The following is a 19,239-nucleotide window of genomic DNA, read 5'->3' as shown; positions in this document are numbered from 1 at the left end:
CCGATGTGCTTCTGGTGGCGCGCGGCGTCGCGGCGAGAGGCGTCCTCGGCGCGGGCGCCGCGGGGCCCGCTCCCGCTGGTGTGGCTGTCCGGCCGATCGCCACCATCGACGATGGCTCGAGCGCGGGCGAGACATGCAGCGCTTTTGCCGAAATGCTGGCGCAGCGGGCGGGCGTGCCCTTTGTCCGTATCCATCTGCGCGAACGCGGAGCGGCCGAGATCGCCGCCGCCGCCAGAAAGGCCGGCGCCGGATTGATCGTCGTCAATGCGGACTGGCTGGCCGACGACAATGATGCAGCGAGGCTCTCCGCCGCGGCGGGCTGCCCTCTGCTTTTGCTTGGCGGCGAGCGCACTCTCCGCCCGGCACCGGAAAAGCAAACCAAAGGAGTTTGAATCATGCTCGTCCGAAAGGTCCTTGTACCTCTCTCCGGTGCGGCGGCCGAGGGGCCCGTGATCGTGACGGCGATGACGGTGGCCCGAACATTCGGCGCACAGACGGTGGGGCTCTTCGTCAGGGCCGATCCGACCGAGGCGCTGCCCTATCTCGGCGACGGCGTGTCGGGCCAGGTGATCGAGGACCTGCTTCGGGCGGCGAAGGAAAGCTCCGACCGCGCCTCGGCGAGCGCACGCGCGATGTTCTCGGAAGCGGCCGCGAAAGTGGGCGTGCCGCTCGCCAGCAAGGGCGGCGGCGTGGAGCTGCCTTCAGCGCGGTTTCTCGATGTGACCGGCCATCGCGACGATATCGTCGCCGCTCACAGCAGGCTCTCCGACATCGTGATTTTCGGAGAGGGTAATGTCGGCATTGCAGGCGGCAGCACGCTCGAGGCGGCGATGATGAACGCCGGACGCCCCGTTCTCATTGCGCCCCAGGCGGCGGCGCTGGAGATCGGCGGCTCGGTCGCGATCGGCTGGGACGAAAGCGCGGAAGCCGCTCACGCGGTCACGGCCGCGATCCCGTTTCTCGAGCGGGCGAAGAAGGTGACGATCTTCCGCATCGGCGGCAAGGAGCCCGATCCCGCCTCGACCGCCATGCTCGCGGATTATCTCGCCCTTCACGGTATCGACGCCGATGCCCGCCTCGTCGATGCGCAAGGCAGGCCCGTCGGCGAGGTGCTGCTGGAACAATGCGAAAAGACGGGTGCGGATCTTCTTGTCGTCGGCGGTTACGGGCACAGCCGCCTGCGCGAATACATCATCGGCGGCGCGACGCACCATATCCGTTCGCATGCGACGATCCCCGTTCTCATGGCGCACTGAACCCGCATTTCATCAGGGGTGAAAAGGAAAATGACACTTTACCGCGTTCATATGGTCCTTGCCCGCAACGATGAATTCCCTGAAGGCTCGTCGCGGCATGGCTATGACTTCGTCGTGCCGCTCGATGAGGAGGGGAGGCTCGACCCGATATCCTGGAAGAGCCATGCGAAGGACTGCGTCGTCCGCCGCTTCTGGGGCGGGCAGGAGGACCAGAGGGGCCGCCTGCGCCATGCGGGCACTAACTGGTTCATCGATTATGACGAGACGATCGTGGGCGACGAGGAGCCCTTCTTCAAGCTCGATCGCCACGCGGTGAAGACCGGCGAATATCTCTCCGTGAACGAACGGGATGGCGAGGCGCGTGCCTTCCGTATCGTCAGCGTCGAGCCCTATGTGAAGGGATAGGCCGGGGGCTCGGCACCGCTTGCGGGCCGTTTCTCGGGAAACGGCCCGGCGCTTTCGCGGCCGCTCTTCAGGCGCGCTTTCTCACCAGCACGTTGCCCGCCGAATAGCCGGCGCCGAAGCTGCAGATGAGGCCCAGATCGCCGGGCTTCAGGTCCTCGCTGTACTGGCTGAAGGCGATGATGGAGCCGGCCGAACTCGTATTCGCATAGGTATTGAGAATGTTCGGCTGCTCGCCGGGCTCCGGGTCGCGCCCCAGCACCTTCTTGCCGATCAGGTCGTTCATGTTCTTGTTGGCCTGATGGAGCCACATGCGCTTCAGGTCTTTCGGATCGAGCCCTTCATCGGCCATGTGGTCGAGAATGAGCTTGGAGACCATCGGCACGACTTCCTTGAAGACCTTGCGGCCCTCCTGCACGAAGAGCTTGTCCTTGGCGCCGATGCCCTCGGGCGTCGCGCGATTGAGGAAGCCGAAATTGTTGCGGATGTTGTTGGAGAATTTGGTGAGGAGCCGCGTGCCGAGGATTTCCCAGGCGCCCTGCGCGGTGCATGTCTCGGCGCGTTCGAGAATGATGGCGGTGCACACGTCGCCGAAAATGAAGTGGCTGTCGCGGTCGCGGAAATTGAGATGACCCGAGCAGATTTCGGGGTCGACGATGAGGACGCAATTGACCGAGCCCGAACGCAGCATGTCATAGGCGGTCTGGATGCCGAACGTCGCCGACGAACAGGCGACGTTCATGTCGAAGCCGAAGCCCTCGATGCCGAGAAGGTCCTGCACCTCGACCGCGATGGCGGGGTAGGGGCGCTCGAGGTTCGAGCAGGCGACGATGACGGCGTCGATATCGGCGGCGGTCTTGTTCGCCCGCGCCATCGCCTTCTTCGCCGCGTCGACGGCCATTTCCGCGAGGATGGAGGGCTCCTCGTTGGAGCGCTGGCGCAGGCGCGGCGCCATGATCTCGGGGTCGATGATGCCCGACTTGTTCATCACGAAGCGCGACTCGATGCCCGAAGCCTTGACGATGAATTCGACGCTCGACTCGTTCAGAGCCTCCACCTCGCCCCTTGCGATGGCTTCGGCATTGTCGCTGTTGAATTTCCGGACATATGTGTTGAAGGCTTCGACCAGTTCCTGATTGCTGATCGAGTAGGGCGGCGTGAAAACGCCGGTCCCGCTGATGACGACTTGAGTCAATTTCTCACCTGATTGTTTCGCGCGCGGCTCCGGACGCGCCGGCTCGATGGCCTTCGCGTGTTCCCGGCACCGGCGATCCTCCCCCTATACGCGACCCGCAAGCACGCAAGCGCCTTGGGGTGGATCGCGCTCAGACTGTTGAATCTTGAGCGTGATTGTCCGGAAAGTCCGCGACCTTCCGGATCACGCCTTGGCCAGGGTCAATCTAGAACACTGTCAGGAGGGTTTCCACTGCCTATAGGCAAAGGGTACTTCTGCCCCTATGGCGAGGCCCGTCCGCCGATGGTGGAAACGTCGTTAACGCAGGGGCCGCCTGCACCGGCCTGCACGCAATCTCCGGAGAGCACCGGGAGACGCGCGCATGCCGGCGGGGCCGGCCGGGCGCGGCCTCAGGCCTGCGCCGCCGGGCTGATCGCCGCGCTTTTCGGCTCGGGCCGGGAAAGGGGGCTGCTTGCGGCACCGGCCTCGGTCGACTCGATCTCGCCCGTGATCTTGCCGCCTTGCTCCACCTTGAGTTCGCCATAACGAACCGTTCCGGTGATCCTGCCGGTCGAATTGATGGTGAGGCACTTCCTCACGATGAGCGTGCCGTCGAACTTGCCGTTGATCTCGGCTTGATCGACGGTCGCTTCGCCGCGCACTTCGCCGGTTTCGCTGATGGTGAGCGAGCCGCTTTCGATCGTCGCCTGCACGTCGCCCTCGATGACGAGCGTGTCGCAGGACTGGATCTTGCCTTCGAGCTTCAATCCGCGCCCCACATGAAGGTTTGCGGGCGTCGCGCTCGACGAAGAGGGCGTCGGAGAATTGCTCTGAAGTGTGCGCACGGCTGCTTTCCTCACCTCATAGGCTGGGGTTACCACCCGATTTGTGGATGTGTCGCTTTCGCTCTGGGAGGTTTTCTCGACGATGCGGGTGCCGCTCTGGGCGAGCGGCTCGGCGGACCCCCCCGCAGGTTTGGAATCCGAAGTGTCCTTCGGGCGTTTGAACATCGTCCCTGGCCTCCCTACGCTACATTGAAACGAGCAATGACCGTATCGCCACAAATTGGTCGGGATGCGTCCACAATGTGGCGAAAGCGTGAGGCAGCGAAAAGGAATTGCGTTCAGCGTGATCGCGATTGCACGACGCGGGCGCATTCCTTGTGTCGCGGGCAGGTGACGATGTGATCGTTGACCATGCCGACGGCCTGCGCGAAGGCATAGACGATGGTCGGGCCGCAGAAGCGAAAACCCGCTGATTTCAATGCTTTCGAGAGCTTGCGGCTCATATCGGTCTCGGCGGGAACGGCGCTCATCTTCGGCCAGGCGTTCTGCACCGGAGCGCCGCCGACGAAATCCCAGACGAAGCCGGAGAAACCTCCATCCCGATCCATAATGTCGAGCCACGCGCGCGCATTGCCGATTGTCGCCTCGATTTTGCCGCGATGGCGGATGATGCCTTCATTCCTGAGGAGCTTTTCCACCTTCGCCGGCGTGTAGCGCACGATGCGCGCGGGCTCGAAGCCGTCGAACGCTTCGCGAAAATTTTCCCGTTTGCGAAGGATCGTGATCCATGAGAGCCCGGCCTGAAAGCCGTCGAGAACGAGCTTCTCGAAGAGCGCCCGGTCATCGAATTCCGGCACGCCCCATTCCTCGTCGTGATAGGCGCGATAGAGCGGATCGTCGCCCGGCCATGGGCAGCCTTGCGGAGCTTCAGATTTCATCGCTCTCCTCTGCGAGTGAAAACGCCGCCCAGTCGGGCCGTTCCGGCGTGAGGGTCGCTTCGCCCGCTTCGAGGACGGCGCCTTCGATGAGATCGAGCCGCAGAAGCGCGAGTACGCGGCCCGTTTCCGCATCGCCCGAAAAGACGGTTCCGGCTTCGCGGCCCGAGGCGCGCACGGGCGTGCGCGGTTTCGGAAGGTCGCCCTGGACGCGGCAGGGGATGAGACGCTTTCTCACGCTGCCACGCCGCTTCGTGCGCGAGGTGACTTCCTGGCCGACGAAGCAGCCCTTGTGGAAATCGACGCCATGGAGCTCGTCGAAATTGACCTCGAGAGGAAAGCTGCGATCGGGCTCGAAGTCCTGCGCCGCATCGCCGACGCCAAGCGCAATGCGATGGCGGTGATAGTCAGCGGGCGTGGCCGACCTCGCGCCCGCCGCGGCGATCGCTGCTTCCGGCGCGCTCGAGATCGCGCGGTGCCCCAGCGCCGCGAGGCGCGGATCGGAATAAACGAGCGCCGCGAGGCGCGGATCGGAATACATGAGCGCCGCGAGGCGCGGATCGGTGGAAGCGGGATCGGGGAACGCCGCCTGCGCGCCGCCCCAGAAAGCGATGACCGAGCGTTCCGCGCTCAGGTCTTCAAGCGTGATGTTCGCGCGCAGCTTGTAGAAGGTGAGGCGCTTTTGCAGCTCGCCAACGCGTCCTCCATCGCAATCGAGGATGAAGCCGCCGTCCTCGCTCGTGATGAAGAAGTCGAAGAGGAATTTTCCCTGCGGCGTCAGAAGGCCCGCATAGATCGCCTCGCCCGGCTTCACCAGATCGACATTATTCGTCACGAGCCCTTGAAGAAACTCGCGGGCATCCGCGCCTCCGACGCGCAGAACCCCCCGGTCGGGCAGGATTGCAGCCTTCAGCTCACTCATGCTCACATCTCATCCCTTCAGCAACGGCGCCCGAGGCCTCATTTAGGCAACCGCCTAATCAGGCGCAAGTCCAGCCGATTTTGCTGCGGGATCGCGTTCGCGCGGCCGGGATTGACTTCGGGGCGGCCCCGCCGCCGCCGCAGGCGCACATATGCTCCGGGTCCGGCCTTGGCAGCATGGAGCGGCGCACCTATACTCCGCACCGCTTTCCTTACCCCACGCCAGGATCGGCCCTCCGCCGGAATGCGCATTCTTTTCATCACATCGAACCGGATCGGCGACGGCGTGCTTTCGACGGGCCTTCTCGCCGGGCTGATGGAGCGCTATCCGGGCGCGCTTTTCTGGGTGGCCTGCGGGCCCCTCGCGGCGCCACTCTTCAGGCATGCGCCGGGCGTCGAAAAGGTCATCGAGCTCAGGAAAGAGCCCTATGCCGGCCACTGGCGCAAACTTCTCTCGGCCACCATGTTCCGCCGCTTCGAGGCGGTGGTCGATCTGAGAGGGTCGGCGACGGCCTTTCTGCTCTGGGCGAAGAAGCGCCATGTGCTGCGTTCGAACCATACGCTGCACCGAGTGATCCACAATGCGAGCGTGGCGGGCTTCGATCCGGCGCCTTCGCCCCGCGTCTGGCCGGGTGCGCAGGCCCGCGCCCGCGCGCGCGAACTCATCCCCGAGGGCCGCACCGTGCTTGCCGTCGGTCCCTCGGCCGCCTGGCCCCGCAAGATGTGGCCGGTGGAATATCACGCCGAGCTGATCGGTCGGCTGACGGGACCGGGAGCGCCGCTCGCTGGCGCCCATGTGCTCATCGCCGCCGCGCCGGGCGAGCGCGATCTCGTGCGCCCGATCCTAGAGGCCGTGCCCGACGAGCGCCGGATCGAACTCATCGGCGAGGATCTCAACCTAGTCGCGGCCTCTCTCGAGCGTGTGCGGCTCTATGTCGGGAACGATTCCGGCCTGATGCATCTGGCGGCCGCGGCTGGCGCGCCGACGCTCGGCCTCTTCGGCCCGACGCCCGACGGGCGCTACGATCCCTGGGGCGAAAACACGGCGCAGGTGCGCGGGCCCCGCTCTCACGAACAGATCATCGCGGAAGAAGGCAGCCAGTTCTCCGGGCCGAGCGCCATGCACGACCTCACCGTCGACAAGGTATATGAGGCGGCAGTGGCACTTCTCGCCCGCACCGCTTCCTCGCAAACAAAGGAAATCGCGTGAACGCATCTTTCGATCTCATTCTCCGCGGCGGCACCCTCGTCAATCATGATGGCGTCGGCAGGGCCGACATCGCCATTCGCGACGGGCGCATAGCGGCCATCGGCGACCTCGCCACCGCGAGCGCAGGCGAGATCGTGGATGTGACGGGCCTTCACGTTCTCCCGGGCGTGGTCGACAGTCAGGTTCATCTGCGCGAGCCCGGCAACGAGCACAAGGAAGACCTCGAAACGGGTGGTCGCGCCGCCGTGCTTGGCGGCGTCACGACCGTCTTCGAGATGCCGAACACCAAGCCGCCGACGACGACGCCGGAGCTTCTCGCCGACAAGGTCGCGCGCGCGCGCCATCGCATGTATTGCGACTTCGCCTTTTATGGCGGCGCGACGACGGAGAATGTCGATCTCCTGCCCGAGCTGGAGCGCTCGCCCGGCTGCTGCGGCATCAAGATCTTCATGGGCTCCTCCACGGGCACGCTTCTCGTGGCGAGCGACGAGGATGTGCGCCGCGTGCTGAAGGCGATCAACCGCCGCGCCGCCGTCCATTCCGAGGATGAATTCCGCCTGCGCGATCGCCGGCCGCTGGCCGAGACGGGCAAGATCGAGACGCATCCCGTCTGGCGCGATGCGGAGGCGGCCGTCCTCTGCACGACGCGGCTCCTGAAGCTCGCGCGCGAGGCGGGCAAGCGCATCCATGTGCTGCATGTCTCGACCGCCGACGAGATGCCGCTGCTCGCCGCCGCGAAGGACATTGCGAGCGTCGAGGTGACGCCGCAGCATCTGACACTCGCCGCGCCCGAATGTTACGAGGAACTCGGCTCCTATGCGGTGATGAACCCGCCCATCCGCGATGCCCGTCATCGCGAAGGGCTCTGGCAGGGTCTCGCCGCCGGCATCGTCGACGTGCTCGGCTCCGACCATGCGCCGCACACGCGCGAGGAAAAGGCCGAAACCTATCCGAAATGCCCCTCTGGCATGCCCGGTGTGCAGACGCTGGTGCCGATCATGCTCGACCATGTGAATGCCGGGCGCCTCAGCATCGAGCGCTTCGCAGATCTGACCTCGCATGGCCCCCAGCGCGTCTTCGGCATGGCGCGCAAGGGTCGCGTGGCGGTCGGATATGACGCCGACCTCACCATCGTCGATCTGAAGGCGCGCCGCACCATCACCAATGACTGGATCGCGAGCCGGTGCGGCTGGACGCCCTTCGACGGCAAGACCGTGACGGGCTGGCCCATCGGCACCGTCATTCGCGGACGCCGCGTCATGTGGGACGACGAGATCATCGGCGCGGCGGCGGGCGAGCCCGTCACCTTTCTCGAGGCGCTGCCAAGGGGATAGCCCGTCCTTCTTCGATGCGCGGCCGCGAAGTCGTGGATGCCCCGCATGACGCGGGGCATGAGGAGAGCTCTGCCTAGTGCAGTGTCACCATATAATTCGCATACGGAAATTCGGACGGGCTGATGACGCGCCGGGTGGCGATCCGCACCGAATAGAGCGGCCCTTCGAGATTTTTCTCCCAGAACCGGAGAAAGTCCGTCAGCACGGGGTAGCGGGGCTCGAGATCGTACTCCTGCCAGATATAGGTCTGGATGAGATCGGGATGATCCGGCATGCGATAGAGGATCTCGGCGGTCACCAGCCGGTAGCCGTCGAGCATCTTCTGGAATTCGGACGCTGTCGTCACTTCGGCACCTCTGTCTCTGGGCGAGCGAAAGCCTCGCCGTCTCGATGGGCTTATGCCGATGAAGGAGTCTAGCGAAGAGAAAGCGGCGCCGTCGATGATCCTCGCCGCGCGAGCGCATTTTTCTCCGATATGTGGCCGAATTCCTGGCACTCGCTCAAGGAGAGCGCTGCTCGTCGGCATCGGGCCCGAGCGGCTGGCCATAGCTGAACTCGACGACATTTCCATCGGGGTCGGCAAGGCCGCAGAAATGCCCGACGGGATAGGGCAGCGTCTTGGGCGGCCAGACGAGATGGTCCGCGCCGCGCCGCGCGATCTCGTCCACCGCCTCGCGGCTCGCGAGCGCGAAACCGAGATGCGTGAAGTCGTCGCCTCGCTGCGCCGGGCGGTTGCCGCCCTCGATCATGACGATGACGAAGGCGTGCTCCTTGCCATCTTCCGCGATCCAGGCCACGCGCTCGCCCTTGTCCCCGCGCTCATGCACCGTCTTCATGCCGCAGAACTTCGCATAGAACGCCTTGGACGCATCGAGATCGCGGACATGGAGCGCGATATGGGTGAGAGCGGGTTTCATGGGCATTTTCCTCCTGTCTCAAGCCCATATGGGTAGCGGCGCGGATGAAATGAACAGGGCAGGAAGTCTAGCCCGCCCGGTCCCCGCGGGCAGCCCCGGCCTTGACCGGCGCCCGGATTTGGGTTCGTTTGTGCGCCGAGGGGATTGCAAGAAGCCCCGTTTGATTTCCAGGAAACGACAGGGAAACCCATGACCGAGCCATTTCGCGCCATTCGCGTCTCGAAAACCGATTCCGGCCAGAAGGCGGAACTCGTGCAGATCGGCCTCGATGACCTCATGGAAGGCGATGTGACGGTGGCGGTCGAATATTCGACGGTCAATTACAAGGACGGGCTAGCCCTCACCGGCAAGGCGCCCGTCATCCGCACCTGGCCGCTCATTCCGGGTATCGACTTTGCGGGCCGGGTCGAGACATCGACGCATGAAGGCTTCAAGCCCGGCGACCGGGTGGTGCTCAATGGCTGGGGCGTGGGCGAGACGCATCATGGCGGCTATGCCGAGAAGGCGCGGGTCAAGGGCGACTGGCTGGTGAAGCTGCCGGATTCGATTTCCACCGCTCATGCCATGGCGATCGGCACGGCGGGCTACACCGCCATGCTTTGCGTCATGGCGCTCGAATTCCACGGCGTGACGCCTGACAAGGGCGATGTGCTCGTCACCGGCGCTGCGGGCGGCGTGGGCTCGGTTGCGATCGCGCTTCTGGCGAAGCTCGGCTACCGCGTCATCGCATCGACGGGCCGCGCATCGGAAGCCGATTATCTGAAGGGCCTGGGCGCCGCCGACATCATCGACCGCAACGAGCTTTCGGGCCCCGCGCGGCCGCTCGGCAAGGAGCGCTGGGCAGGTGCCGTCGATGCGGTCGGCAGCCACACGCTCGCCAATGTGCTCTCGATGACGCGCTATGGCGGCACGGTCGCCGCTTGCGGGCTTGCGCAGGGCATGGACCTGCCGGGCTCGGTCGCGCCGTTCATCCTGCGCGGCGTGACGCTTGCGGGCATCGACAGCGTCATGGCGCCGAAGGCGAAGCGGGTGGAAGCCTGGTCGCGTCTGGCGAAGGATCTCGATCTCGCGGCGCTCGACAGGATGACGAGCCGCGCGACGCTTGGCAATGTGCCGGCGCTTGGCGAGGAGATCATTGCGGGGCGGGTGCGCGGCCGCGTCGTCGTCGATGTGAAGGCGTGAGCCGCGTCCGGGGGGAGAAGAAATGAACGTGCAGATGACGAAGCCGCCCTTCCGCAAGGCGAACTATGTCGAGCCCCGCGTGGAGGTCGAGCATCGCGCCGATGGCTCGATCCTGCTGCGCAATCCGCATCCGCTACATGAGGTGCCGGCCAATCTGGTCGCCCCCATCCGCAAATGGGCGGCCGAGGCGCCGGATCGCGTCTGGCTCGGCAAGCGCAAGCCCGCCACGCAAGGCTTCGGCGAGTGGGACCTGCTCACCTATACCGATGCCGAGCGGAAGACGAACGCCATCGCCCAGGCTTTTCTCGATCGCGGCTTCGATCAGTCGACGCCCCTGATGATCCTCTCGGGCAATTCGATCGAGCATGCGCTCATGACCTATGGCGCCATTCTCGCCGGCGTGCCGGTGGCGCCCGTCTCGCCGTCCTACAGCACGATCAGCTCCGATTTCGAGAAGCTGAAATATGTCTTCGACCTCATCGAGCCGAAGATGATCTTCATGCAGGAGGCGGCTCCCTTCGCGCGCGCACTGAAGGCGCTTCCTCTCGATGGTGTCGAGCTCGTCACCGTCGACGGGTCGGAAGGCACGGCCTATGCCGATCTCGTCGCCACGGCGCCGGGCGCGGCGGTGGAGGAAAGCTACGCGAGGCTCGGCCACGATCAGGTCGCCAAATATCTCTTCACCTCCGGCTCCACCGGCATGCCCAAGGCCGTCATCATGACGAGCGGCATGATGTGCGTGAACTCGGTCATGCCGAAAAGCGTGACGGTGGTCGAGGAAGGCGACGAGCCGCCGGTCTTTCTCAACTGGCTGCCGTGGAACCACTGCTTTGGCGGCAATGCGATCCTGAACAATCTGCTCGTCGCGGGCGGCACGCTCTATATCGATGGCGGGCGTCCGGTGCCTGGCGGCTTTGCCGAGACGGTGCAGAACCTGCGGGAGATCGCGCCGACCAACTATTCCAATGTGCCCGCCGCCTACACGCTTCTCGTCGAGGAACTGGAGAAGGACGAGGCGCTTGCCCGCAACTTCTTCTCGCGGCTGAAAACGCTCGCCTATGGCGGCGCGGCGCTGAGCCAGAACCTTTACGAGCGCATTCAGGAAATCGCCATCCGCACGGTCGGCGAGCGCATCATCTTTTCGTCCGGCTACGGCGCGACGGAAACGGCGCCGACCATCATGAACGTCCATTGGGCGACGGAGCGCATGGGACTCATCGGCCTGCCGCTGCCGGGGATCGAGCTGAAGCTCGCGCCGGTCGGACGCAAGATGGAAGTGCGCGTGCGCGGCGCCTGCATCACGCCGGGCTATTACAAGAACCCGGAGAAGACCCGCGAGGCCTATGACGAGGAAGGCTTCTACCGCCTCGGCGACGGCGCGCGCTTCGTCGATCCCGACAATCCGCTGGAAGGTCTCGTCTTCGACGGCCGCGTGGCGGAGGATTTCAAGCTCTCGACCGGAACATGGGTCAGCGCCGGCAAGCTGCGCGTCGATGTGCTGGCGGCGACGGGCGGTCTGCTTCAGGACGCGCTCGTGGCGGGCCTCGACCGCGCCTATATCGGCGTGCTCGGCTTCCCCAACATTCCCGCCTGCCGCAATGTCGCTGGCGATCAGGATCTCGCCATCGAAGACCTCGTGCGTCATCCCGCCGTGCTGGAGCGGCTCGCGGAGGGGCTGCGCGGCCACAACAAGACCAATCCAGGCTCGAGCACGCGCGTCGAGCGCGCGCTTCTCATGGTCGAGCCGCCGAGCATCGATGCGGGCGAACTGACCGACAAGGGGTACATCAACCAGTCTGTGGCACTCGGCCGCCGCGCCGGGCTCGTGGAAAAGCTCTATACGGACCCGCCCGGCAATGATGTCGTGGTCGCGTGACCGGGAAGACGGGTTGACGAATGCTGGATCTGGGGCTTGTGGCAAGCGGTGCGGCGATCGGAGTGGCGGTCGCCGCGCCGATTGGGCCGGTCAATCTCATCGTCATCCGGCGGACGCTGCGCTTCGGAACGCTCACGGGCTTTCTGTCCGGCATGGGGGCCGCGACGGGTGACGGCATCTTCGCGACGATCTCCGCCTTCGGACTGACAGCTGCGATCGATTTCGTCATTCGCTACGAACTGGTGATGCAGCTCATCGGCGGAATTTTTCTGCTCGCGCTCGGTGCGCGAACTTTTGTCGCGCATCCGCATCTCGAGAACGGGCCGCAGGAAAATCTGTCCGGCGCGCTTGCCCGCGTCTTCGTGACGACTTTCGCGCTCACCATCACAAATCCGGCGACGATGCTCGGCTTCCTCGCCATTTTCGGCGGCGTGGCAGGATTGACCGCACAGGATGCCGGTTACGGCCGCGCGGTGACGCTGGTAATTTCCGTCTTCATCGGCTCGGCGCTCTGGTGGGCGGCGCTTTCCGGCTTCGTCAGCATGTTCCGCCAGCGCATGAGCGACCGGTTGCTCGTCGTCGTCAATCGCGTCTCGGGCGGCCTTATCGTGCTCTTCGGTCTGGTCGTTCTCGGCCGTGTGCTCTATCGTTACCTCGGCTAATCTGCCGCCTCTTTAAATATAAAAATTCCGGGGAGATCATGGAGAAGATGAACGGCGCTGAAAGCCTGGTGCGGACACTGGTCGCCTCGGGTGTGGAGGTCTGCTTCACCAATCCAGGCACTTCCGAAATGCATTTCGTCGCAGCCCTCGACAAGGTCGATGGCATGCGCGCGGTGCTCGGCCTCTTCGAGGGCGCGGTCACAGGCATGGCGGATGGCTATGGCCGCATGGCGGAGAAGCCGGCGGCGACGCTCCTCCATCTCGGGCCCGGCCTCTCGAACGGTCTTGCCAATCTCCACAATGCGCGCCGCGCCGCCACGCCCATCGTCAACATCGTCGGCGATCACGCGACCTATCACGCGCAATATGATGCGCCGCTCGCATCCGACATTCAGGGCTTCGCGCGCCCGGTCTCGGGCTGGATCCATTCGAGCCCGAGCCCGAAAACGGTCGCGGCTGATGGCGCGCGCGCCGTGCAGGCCGCGCGTGCCGCGCCCGGCCAGATCGCGACGCTGATCCTTCCGGCCGATACCGCCTGGCTCGATGCCGACGGGCCAGCGCCCGCGCTTCCCGTTCAGGGGCCGGCGCCCGTCTCATCGCAGGCCATCGATGGCGCCGCGGAGGCGCTGAAGAGCGGCCGCAGATCGGTCATCCTCATTCGCGGCGAGGCGCTGAAGAAGCGTGGGCTTGTCGCTGCCGGGCGCATCGCGGCCAAGACCGGCGTGCGCATCATGTGCGACACCTTCGCGCCCCGGCTTCAGCGCGGCGCGGGGGTCGTCGCGGTCGAGCGCATTCCCTATTTCGCCGAGCAGATCGTCGATACGTTCAAGGATGTGGAGACGCTCATTCTCGTCGGCGCGAAGCCGCCCGTTTCCTTCTTCGCCTATCCCGGCAAGCCGAGCTGGTGCACGCCCGAGGGCTGCGACATTCGCTATCTCGCCCATGCGCATGAGGACGGCGTGGCGGCGCTGGAGGCGCTGGCCGATGCGCTCGGCGCGCCGAAGGAGCCGGCCCTGGTCGCCCCGCTCAACAAGCCCGAGCTTCCGACCGGCAGGCTCGACCAGTTCTCCGCCGGACAGATCATCGCGCATTATCTGCCCGAGCACGCGATCATTTCCGATGAGGCGGCTACCTCCGGCCTCGGCGCGCAGATCGCCACCGCCACGGCGAACCCTCATGACCATCTCTCCCTGACCGGCGGTTCGATCGGGCAGGGCTTGCCGCTCGCGACGGGCGCGGCCATCGCCTGCCCGGATCGCAAGATCGTCTGCCTGCATGGCGATGGCGGCGCGATGTACACGCTTCAGGCGCTCTGGACGCAGGCGCGCGAGAAGCTCGATGTGGTGAATGTGATCTACGCCAATCGCTCCTATGCGATCCTGAACATCGAGCTTGCCCGTGTGGGTGCCGGAAATCCGGGCCCCAAGGCGCTCTCTATGCTCGATCTGCACAATCCGGAGCTGAACTGGACGAGCCTCGCCCATGGCATGGGCGTCGAGGCCGTCCGTGTAGAGACGGTCGAGGACTTCGCGGACGCCTTCGCTTCGGCCGTGAAGGCGAAGGGGCCGCGGCTCATCGAGGTGATGATCTAGGAGCGTCCCGGAAGCGCAAACGCGGTTCGGAAACGCGACAAATTGAAAAATTGAAGAGCGAGGGGCGCGGCCGGCTGAGGCCGCGCGAGGGACGAATTCAGTTCATCACTCGATTGAGAGTGAATTCCCCCTGCCGGACCCGGTCCGCAAGGCCGGTCGCCATCTCGGCGACGGCCTCTTCGCCATAGGCTTCCACCATGTCCGAGAGAGCGGCGAAGATCGCCGTGGTCGCGAGGATGTCCGCTGAGACGCCTTCGGCCAGCGCCTCGTCCCACGCATCGAGAATGTTCTGAAGCGCCATGCGGCGCTGCTCGGCCTCGTCAGGCGCGGACGGATCGAGCCCTTCCTCGTCGAAGGCATTGAACATGGTATCGCTGGATGAGTCTTCGGCCATCACGCCCTCTGTGTCGCGCCTCTTGTAGAGCGCCGCCCGTAAGGCGCGAACGATCGGCCCTGAGGCCGCTCGTAAAGCACCGGTTTCGTACACCTGCAATCGCCTTTGTAGCACAAGCGCAGGAAAAGTCCCGTTTCTCGTGAAGGAGAGGTTAACGCAAAGAGGCAAGCGACGACGCCGGCCTTCTTACGGAAAAAATTGCCAGTTCAAAAGGCGCGGGCGCTCCTGTCGGGCCCTGAAAGCCGGGCGGCGAGTGCGCGTCCTTCGTCGAAAATGGTTCTGGTTTCCGTAGCGGCAGCCTCGGTGCAGTGCGGAAATTTCTCCTGCGCCTCGTGATAGGCGCTGTTGAAATGCGAGATCAGGACCTGGCGCTGCAATGCGTCCTGATTGGCGGCTTCGAGGAGGTCGATCATCTTGTTGCGCCAGAGCGCGCCCTCATTGGCGCCGCAAACGGCACGGAGATGATGCGCCGCGCCGAGAATCTCGGACAGGCGTTCCAGTCCTTCGGCCATCGGATCGGCCCGGGCCGGGGCGGGGACGAGCGCCAGGGATGCCGCCAGCAACCCGCCTGCAAGCATCCGTCTCGTCCCGAAACTGAACAGGGAGCGTGCCATTCCACTCCGCCAGGGCTCCACCGGCCCCGCAAAGCCGGGGCGCGATGGAACACCTGCAGGAGTTGCGCCGCGGGCGGCTCAGAAGATCGCGTAGCCGCCGTCGATGATGAAGGTATCGCCGGAATGATAGGAGGATGCGTTCGACGTCAGGTAGACGGCGACGCCGCCGAAATCCTCCGGCTCGCCCCAGCGCCGCGCCGGGACGCGCGGGATGACCTTTTCGGCGAAAGCCTTGTTGGCCTGCGCGCCCGCCGTCATGTCGGTTGCGATCCAGCCCGGGAGAATGGCGTTGGCGCGGATGCCGAAGCGGGCGAATTCGACGGCGCAGGACTTGATCATCGAGATCACGCCGCCCTTCGTCGCCGCATAGGCCTGATTGCGCGCCGCGCCTTCGATGGCGGCGAGGCTCGCAACGCCGACGAGCGATCCGCCCGCATCGCCCGATTTCGCGCGGTCGACCATGTGGCGCGAGGCTTCGCGCAGCGTCCAGAACACGCCGTCGAGATTGACGGCGAGCGTCTTGCGATAGATCTCCGTCGACATTTCGAGGAAGGAGGGCGCGCCATAGCCGACGCCGGCATTGGCGAACACGCTGTCGATGCGTCCGAGCTCCTGCACCGTGGCGCCGATGCCGTCGATGACTTCCTGCTCGTTGGCGACGTTCACCTTGCGCGTATAGACCTTGACGCCATGGGCCTTGAGCTGCGCTGCGGCCTTGGCGTTCTTGTCTTCATTCGTGCCCCAGATGGCGATGTTGGCGCCGGCCTGCGCCATAGCGTCGGCCATGCCGAGCCCGATGCCGCCATTGCCGCCGGTGACGAGTGCGACCTTGCCGGTCAGATCGAAAGGTTTGTAAGCCATGATGGTTCCCCGGATTGGTGAATATCGATGGGGATAGTTTATGCCTGTCCGCGCGCTTCTACTCAATGGTTTGGGTAGATGGAGGGTGGGGCAGACGGGAGGCGGGCAGGCTCAGGGCCGCTCCGCCGAATCGGCGGCGCAGGGCGCGCAGAGCCCGGCGATCTCGACGACCTTGTGCTCGACGATGAAGCGGACATGCCTTGCCGCAGCGTCGAGCGCCTTGTCGAGCTTCGGATCGACGATCTCCTCAGCCGTGCCGCATTTGCGGCAGATGAGGAACTGGCTCGTATGCGGCGCGCCCGCCTCGACGCAGCCGAGATAGGCGTTGAGCGATTCGATCTTGTGAATGAGCCCTTCCGCCATCAGGAAATCCAGCGCGCGATAGACCGTCGGCGGCCGCGCCGCCTTGTGCGTTCGCGACAACTCGTCGAGCACCTCATAGGCGCCCACCGGCTTGTGCGAGCGCCAGACGATCTGAAGCACCTTCTCGCGGATGGGCGTGAGCGCGACCGCTCGCTCCTCGCAAAGCGCGCGCGCGACATTCATGGCTTCGTCCACGCAGATATCGTGATCGTGGAGCCGGTGTTCCCGGGATTTGCCGCCCTGGGGCTTTTGACCGGGCGCCTTTCGCGCCGCTTTCCTCTCTTCCGCCATGGTGGCGATGTTACAACATATCGGGAGGACTTGTCCCGCCGCGGCGGCTAAGCTCGCAAGCCATGTGCGGACGCTATGTCATCACCATGCCTCCCGAGGCGATGCGGACCCTCTTCGAGTTCGACGAGCGGCCGAATTTTCCTGCGCGCTACAACATTGCGCCGACGCAGCCCGTGCCCATCATCCGCCTCGAGGGAGGGCGCCGGCATTTCGTTCTCGTGCGCTGGGGCCTCATTCCTTCCTGGGCGAAGGAGGAGCCGAAAACCCTTCTCATCAATGCGCGCGCGGAGACGATCGCGGAGAAACCCTCATTCCGCGCCGCCTTTCGCCATCGCCGCGCCCTGATGCCGGCCGATGGGTTCTACGAGTGGAAGGTGATGCCGAAGGGGCCGAAACAGCCCTACTACATTCGCCGCCGCGACGGCAGGCCCTTCGCCATGGCCGCCCTCTGGGACAACTGGATGTCCGCCGATGGAAGCGAGATCGAAAGCTGCACGGTTGCCACGACCGATGCGAACGCCACTCTCGCGCCGATCCATGATCGCATGCCGGTGATCCTCGAGGAGAAGGACTGGGCGCGATGGCTCGACCCCGCAACGCCGGGGAAGGAACTCTCGGCGCTGATGAAACCGGCGTCGGACGACATGCTGGAAGCGGTGCCCGTCGGCGAGGGGGTCAACCGCGTCGCCAACGATAATCCCGGCCTGATCGTGAGGGCGCATGTCCGCCCGAAGGCAGCGCCCGAGGCACCGGCTCCGAGAAAACGGAAGTCCACGGACGATCGGCAAGGCGATCTTTTCTAGGTGCCTGCCTCGATATGCGGCATCGGCCGCGGCCGTCTCTGCCTGTCTGCGGCGGGCTCCTGCACATAACGCAAGAGTCCTGAAGCGCCTGTCAACATCGCCAGCGCGGCGCATGGTGAGACTTTCGTGCATGAGGGCGGAGGGGCGCCTTCATTCGAGGCGCCCTATCCTGCCCGGAAAAGCGCGGAGCGCAGGCGTCGCCATGGCGGCAGGGGTGACGGAATTTCACAAGTCGCGAAGGTGCTAAGGCGTCTCGCGCCGGACACCCCTCTGCCTGTATAATCCCCGGGCGCCGTGGCCAGCCGGGGACCAAATGTTATCCGACATCATCATCCTGCTCGTCCTCATTTTGCTGAACGGCTATTTCTCGCTCGCGGAAATGGCGATCGTCTCCGCCAAAAGGCAGAGGCTTCAGGCGCTCATGTCCGCGCGCATGCGCGCGCAGGGCGCGGTCGGCGGCTATGAGGCGGCGCTGGCGCTCCATGCCGAGCCCGGCCGTTTTCTCTCCGCCCAGCAGATCGGCATCACGCTTGTCGGCGTCTTCAGCGGCGCTTTCGGCGGCGCGACCTTGTCCGAGCCCATCGCGGCGACGATCGTGCAACTGCCTCATGTCGGGCCTTACGCGCACCAGATCAGCCTCGGCGCCGTCGTCATTGTCATCACCTATCTGACGCTCATCCTCGGCGAGTTGGTGCCGAAGCGTCTCGCGCTCGCCAACCCGGAAGCGATCGCCGCGACCATCGCGAGGCCCATGACGACGCTGACGCGCATATTCGGCCCCGCCGTCGATCTCCTTTCCTGGTCGACCGAGACGGTGCTGAAGCTTGCCGGCCTGACGGGCCAGCAGGTCGCGCATGTGACCGAGGAGGAGATCAAGCATCTTGTGGAGGAGGGTGCTGCCGCTGGCGCCATCGACAGCGTCGAGCGCGACATCGTCAATCGCGTGTTCCGCCTTGGCGACATGCGTGTCAGCGAGATCATGACGCCGCGTGTCCAGATGGCGTGGCTCGATACGGACTTCACGGTGGAGGAAAATCTGAGGGTCATTCGCTCCGAACAGAAAATGCGCTATCCGGTGCGGCGGGGCATGAACGGCGCGCCGATAGGCATGATCCGGCTTGAGGATCTCTTCCTTTCGCCCCGGACGAATGACGAGCTGCTGCGCAAGATGTCGCCGCCGATCTATATCCCGCGCACCGCGTCCGTTCTCAAGGCGCTGAGCATCCTCCAGTCGGAGAGCATGTTCATGGGCTTCATCATCGATGAATATGGCGATGTCGTCGGCACATTGACCATGGCGGAAATCTTCTTCGCCATCATCGGCGATATTTCCGAGCACGCGGTCGATGCGAACCCGGCCGTGGTGTCGCGCGACGACGGGTCCTTCATCATTGACGGCGTCGTCTCGGTGGACGAGGTGCGCCGCCTTCTGAAGCTGACGAAGTTGCCGGGCGACGAACAGGCGGAGGTCAACACGCTTGCCGGCGTCATGTTCAACTGGTTCGGACGCCTGCCGCGCGAGGGCGATTATTTCGGCTGGAACGGCTATCGCTTCGAGGTGGTGGATATGGACGGCCCCCGCATCGACAAGATCCTCGTCGTTCCGGCGCAGAACCTGCCGATCGGCGGCCCGCTCGCCCGCACGGCCGATTAGGAAAAGGCGCGAC

21 protein-coding genes are annotated in these 19,239 nt (G+C 65.0%); 11 read left to right on the top strand and 10 right to left on the bottom strand.

Going from position 1 to position 19,239, the window contains the following annotated elements; translation table 11 throughout:
* The 3 genes from WBG82_RS06390 to WBG82_RS06380 all read left to right on the top strand — a co-directional run.
* A partial coding sequence (locus WBG82_RS06390; RefSeq protein ID WP_424422786.1) for a hypothetical protein occupies positions 1 to 392 on the top strand: 392 nt, incomplete at its 5' end.
* A 3-nt stretch (positions 393 to 395) separates the two neighbouring features.
* The gene (locus tag WBG82_RS06385) at positions 396 to 1,256 is read left to right on the top strand and encodes a universal stress protein (protein ID WP_424422783.1); all 861 of its coding nucleotides are present in this window, start codon (positions 396 to 398) and stop codon (positions 1,254 to 1,256) included.
* 30 nt (positions 1,257 to 1,286) lie between these two features.
* On the top strand, positions 1,287 to 1,661 hold the full coding sequence (locus WBG82_RS06380) for a hypothetical protein (protein ID WP_424422781.1): 375 nt from the start codon (positions 1,287 to 1,289) through the stop codon (positions 1,659 to 1,661).
* A 67-nt stretch (positions 1,662 to 1,728) separates the two neighbouring features.
* Here WBG82_RS06380 and WBG82_RS06375 read toward each other — a convergent pair whose 3' ends face one another.
* From WBG82_RS06375 to WBG82_RS06360, 4 genes are all read right to left on the bottom strand, one after another.
* Entirely contained in the window at positions 1,729 to 2,853 is a 1,125-nt protein-coding gene (locus WBG82_RS06375; protein WP_424422779.1) for a beta-ketoacyl-ACP synthase III, read from the bottom strand.
* A gap of 389 nt (positions 2,854 to 3,242) precedes the next feature.
* Positions 3,243 to 3,677 carry a bactofilin family protein gene (locus tag WBG82_RS06370; protein WP_424422776.1) on the bottom strand — a complete coding sequence of 145 codons (435 nt, stop codon included), beginning with the start codon at positions 3,675 to 3,677 and terminating at the stop codon, positions 3,243 to 3,245.
* Between the two features lie 278 nt (positions 3,678 to 3,955).
* Entirely contained in the window at positions 3,956 to 4,555 is a 600-nt protein-coding gene (locus WBG82_RS06365) for a DNA-3-methyladenine glycosylase I (RefSeq protein WP_424422774.1), read from the bottom strand.
* Positions 4,545 to 5,474 carry a YgfZ/GcvT domain-containing protein gene (locus WBG82_RS06360; protein WP_424422771.1) on the bottom strand — a complete coding sequence of 310 codons (930 nt, stop codon included), beginning with the start codon at positions 5,472 to 5,474 and terminating at the stop codon, positions 4,545 to 4,547. The genes WBG82_RS06365 and WBG82_RS06360 overlap by 11 nt, the downstream gene beginning before the upstream one ends.
* A gap of 243 nt (positions 5,475 to 5,717) precedes the next feature.
* Between WBG82_RS06360 and WBG82_RS06355 the strand changes: the two genes are divergently transcribed.
* Complete coding sequence (locus WBG82_RS06355; RefSeq protein ID WP_424422768.1) at positions 5,718 to 6,683, top strand: glycosyltransferase family 9 protein; 966 nt, start codon at positions 5,718 to 5,720, stop codon at positions 6,681 to 6,683.
* A complete protein-coding gene (locus WBG82_RS06350) occupies positions 6,680 to 8,017 on the top strand; it encodes a dihydroorotase (protein WP_424422765.1) in 1,338 nt (445 codons plus the stop codon). Before WBG82_RS06355 ends, WBG82_RS06350 begins: the two co-directional genes overlap by 4 nt.
* Before the next feature lie 73 nt (positions 8,018 to 8,090).
* Here the strand turns inward: WBG82_RS06350 and WBG82_RS06345 are convergent, their stop codons facing one another.
* Both WBG82_RS06345 and WBG82_RS06340 read right to left on the bottom strand, forming a co-directional pair.
* The gene (locus WBG82_RS06345) at positions 8,091 to 8,336 is read right to left on the bottom strand and encodes a Usg family protein (RefSeq protein WP_324297257.1); all 246 of its coding nucleotides are present in this window, start codon (positions 8,334 to 8,336) and stop codon (positions 8,091 to 8,093) included.
* A gap of 181 nt (positions 8,337 to 8,517) precedes the next feature.
* The gene (locus WBG82_RS06340; RefSeq protein WP_424422762.1) at positions 8,518 to 8,934 is read right to left on the bottom strand and encodes a VOC family protein; all 417 of its coding nucleotides are present in this window, start codon (positions 8,932 to 8,934) and stop codon (positions 8,518 to 8,520) included.
* Between the two features lie 189 nt (positions 8,935 to 9,123).
* On the opposite strand from WBG82_RS06340, the gene WBG82_RS06335 reads away from it, so the two are divergent.
* The 4 genes from WBG82_RS06335 to WBG82_RS06320 are packed head-to-tail and all read left to right on the top strand — an operon-like array spanning position 9,124 to position 14,246.
* On the top strand, positions 9,124 to 10,116 hold the full coding sequence (locus WBG82_RS06335; RefSeq protein WP_424422760.1) for an MDR family oxidoreductase: 993 nt from the start codon (positions 9,124 to 9,126) through the stop codon (positions 10,114 to 10,116).
* Between the two features lie 22 nt (positions 10,117 to 10,138).
* Positions 10,139 to 11,992, top strand: coding sequence for an AMP-binding protein (locus WBG82_RS06330; RefSeq protein WP_424422757.1), 1,854 nt, complete (start codon positions 10,139 to 10,141; stop codon positions 11,990 to 11,992).
* Positions 11,993 to 12,012: 20 nt separating this feature from the next.
* Positions 12,013 to 12,654, top strand: coding sequence for a LysE family translocator (locus WBG82_RS06325; protein WP_424422755.1), 642 nt, complete (start codon positions 12,013 to 12,015; stop codon positions 12,652 to 12,654).
* A 47-nt stretch (positions 12,655 to 12,701) separates the two neighbouring features.
* Entirely contained in the window at positions 12,702 to 14,246 is a 1,545-nt protein-coding gene (locus WBG82_RS06320) for an acetolactate synthase large subunit (RefSeq protein ID WP_424422789.1), read from the top strand.
* A 97-nt stretch (positions 14,247 to 14,343) separates the two neighbouring features.
* On the opposite strand, the gene WBG82_RS06315 is transcribed toward WBG82_RS06320, so the two are convergent.
* The 4 genes from WBG82_RS06315 to WBG82_RS06300 form a co-directional block, all read right to left on the bottom strand.
* Positions 14,344 to 14,640, bottom strand: a complete 297-nt coding sequence (locus WBG82_RS06315; RefSeq protein ID WP_424422752.1) for a hypothetical protein — start codon at positions 14,638 to 14,640, stop codon at positions 14,344 to 14,346.
* Positions 14,641 to 14,846: 206 nt separating this feature from the next.
* Positions 14,847 to 15,254, bottom strand: coding sequence for a TIGR02301 family protein (locus WBG82_RS06310; protein WP_424422749.1), 408 nt, complete (start codon positions 15,252 to 15,254; stop codon positions 14,847 to 14,849).
* 78 nt (positions 15,255 to 15,332) lie between these two features.
* Positions 15,333 to 16,115, bottom strand: coding sequence for an SDR family NAD(P)-dependent oxidoreductase (locus WBG82_RS06305; RefSeq protein WP_424422746.1), 783 nt, complete (start codon positions 16,113 to 16,115; stop codon positions 15,333 to 15,335).
* Between the two features lie 111 nt (positions 16,116 to 16,226).
* Positions 16,227 to 16,673 (bottom strand): Fur family transcriptional regulator, encoded by a 447-nt coding sequence (locus WBG82_RS06300; RefSeq protein WP_424422744.1) that lies wholly within the window; start codon positions 16,671 to 16,673, stop codon positions 16,227 to 16,229.
* A 158-nt stretch (positions 16,674 to 16,831) separates the two neighbouring features.
* Between WBG82_RS06300 and WBG82_RS06295 the strand changes: the two genes are divergently transcribed.
* Both WBG82_RS06295 and WBG82_RS06290 read left to right on the top strand, forming a co-directional pair.
* Positions 16,832 to 17,572, top strand: a complete 741-nt coding sequence (locus WBG82_RS06295) for an SOS response-associated peptidase (RefSeq protein WP_424422742.1) — start codon at positions 16,832 to 16,834, stop codon at positions 17,570 to 17,572.
* A gap of 313 nt (positions 17,573 to 17,885) precedes the next feature.
* Complete coding sequence (locus tag WBG82_RS06290; protein WP_424422740.1) at positions 17,886 to 19,226, top strand: hemolysin family protein; 1,341 nt, start codon at positions 17,886 to 17,888, stop codon at positions 19,224 to 19,226.
* Positions 19,227 to 19,239 lie beyond the last annotated feature (13 nt).

Source organism: Parvibaculum sp., from assembly GCF_049671045.1.
Classification (GTDB): domain Bacteria; phylum Pseudomonadota; class Alphaproteobacteria; order Parvibaculales; family Parvibaculaceae; genus Parvibaculum.
This window is presented reverse-complemented; position numbering and strand designations above follow the sequence as displayed.

Coding starts and splice junctions, on each gene's coding strand:
- WBG82_RS06385 (WP_424422783.1), top strand. CDS start 396: ATGCTCGTCCGAAAGGTCCTTGTACCTCTCTCCGGTGCGGCGGCCGAG.
- WBG82_RS06380 (WP_424422781.1), top strand. CDS start 1,287: ATGACACTTTACCGCGTTCATATGGTCCTTGCCCGCAACGATGAATTC.
- WBG82_RS06365 (WP_424422774.1), bottom strand. CDS start 4,555: ATGAAATCTGAAGCTCCGCAAGGCTGCCCATGGCCGGGCGACGATCCG.
- WBG82_RS06360 (WP_424422771.1), bottom strand. CDS start 5,474: ATGAGTGAGCTGAAGGCTGCAATCCTGCCCGACCGGGGGGTTCTGCGC.
- WBG82_RS06355 (WP_424422768.1), top strand. CDS start 5,718: ATGCGCATTCTTTTCATCACATCGAACCGGATCGGCGACGGCGTGCTT.
- WBG82_RS06345 (WP_324297257.1), bottom strand. CDS start 8,336: ATGCTCGACGGCTACCGGCTGGTGACCGCCGAGATCCTCTATCGCATG.
- WBG82_RS06340 (WP_424422762.1), bottom strand. CDS start 8,934: ATGAAACCCGCTCTCACCCATATCGCGCTCCATGTCCGCGATCTCGAT.
- WBG82_RS06335 (WP_424422760.1), top strand. CDS start 9,124: ATGACCGAGCCATTTCGCGCCATTCGCGTCTCGAAAACCGATTCCGGC.
- WBG82_RS06330 (WP_424422757.1), top strand. CDS start 10,139: ATGAACGTGCAGATGACGAAGCCGCCCTTCCGCAAGGCGAACTATGTC.
- WBG82_RS06325 (WP_424422755.1), top strand. CDS start 12,013: ATGCTGGATCTGGGGCTTGTGGCAAGCGGTGCGGCGATCGGAGTGGCG.
- WBG82_RS06320 (WP_424422789.1), top strand. CDS start 12,702: ATGAACGGCGCTGAAAGCCTGGTGCGGACACTGGTCGCCTCGGGTGTG.
- WBG82_RS06315 (WP_424422752.1), bottom strand. CDS start 14,640: ATGGCCGAAGACTCATCCAGCGATACCATGTTCAATGCCTTCGACGAG.
- WBG82_RS06310 (WP_424422749.1), bottom strand. CDS start 15,254: ATGGCACGCTCCCTGTTCAGTTTCGGGACGAGACGGATGCTTGCAGGC.
- WBG82_RS06305 (WP_424422746.1), bottom strand. CDS start 16,115: ATGGCTTACAAACCTTTCGATCTGACCGGCAAGGTCGCACTCGTCACC.
- WBG82_RS06295 (WP_424422742.1), top strand. CDS start 16,832: ATGTGCGGACGCTATGTCATCACCATGCCTCCCGAGGCGATGCGGACC.
- WBG82_RS06290 (WP_424422740.1), top strand. CDS start 17,886: ATGTTATCCGACATCATCATCCTGCTCGTCCTCATTTTGCTGAACGGC.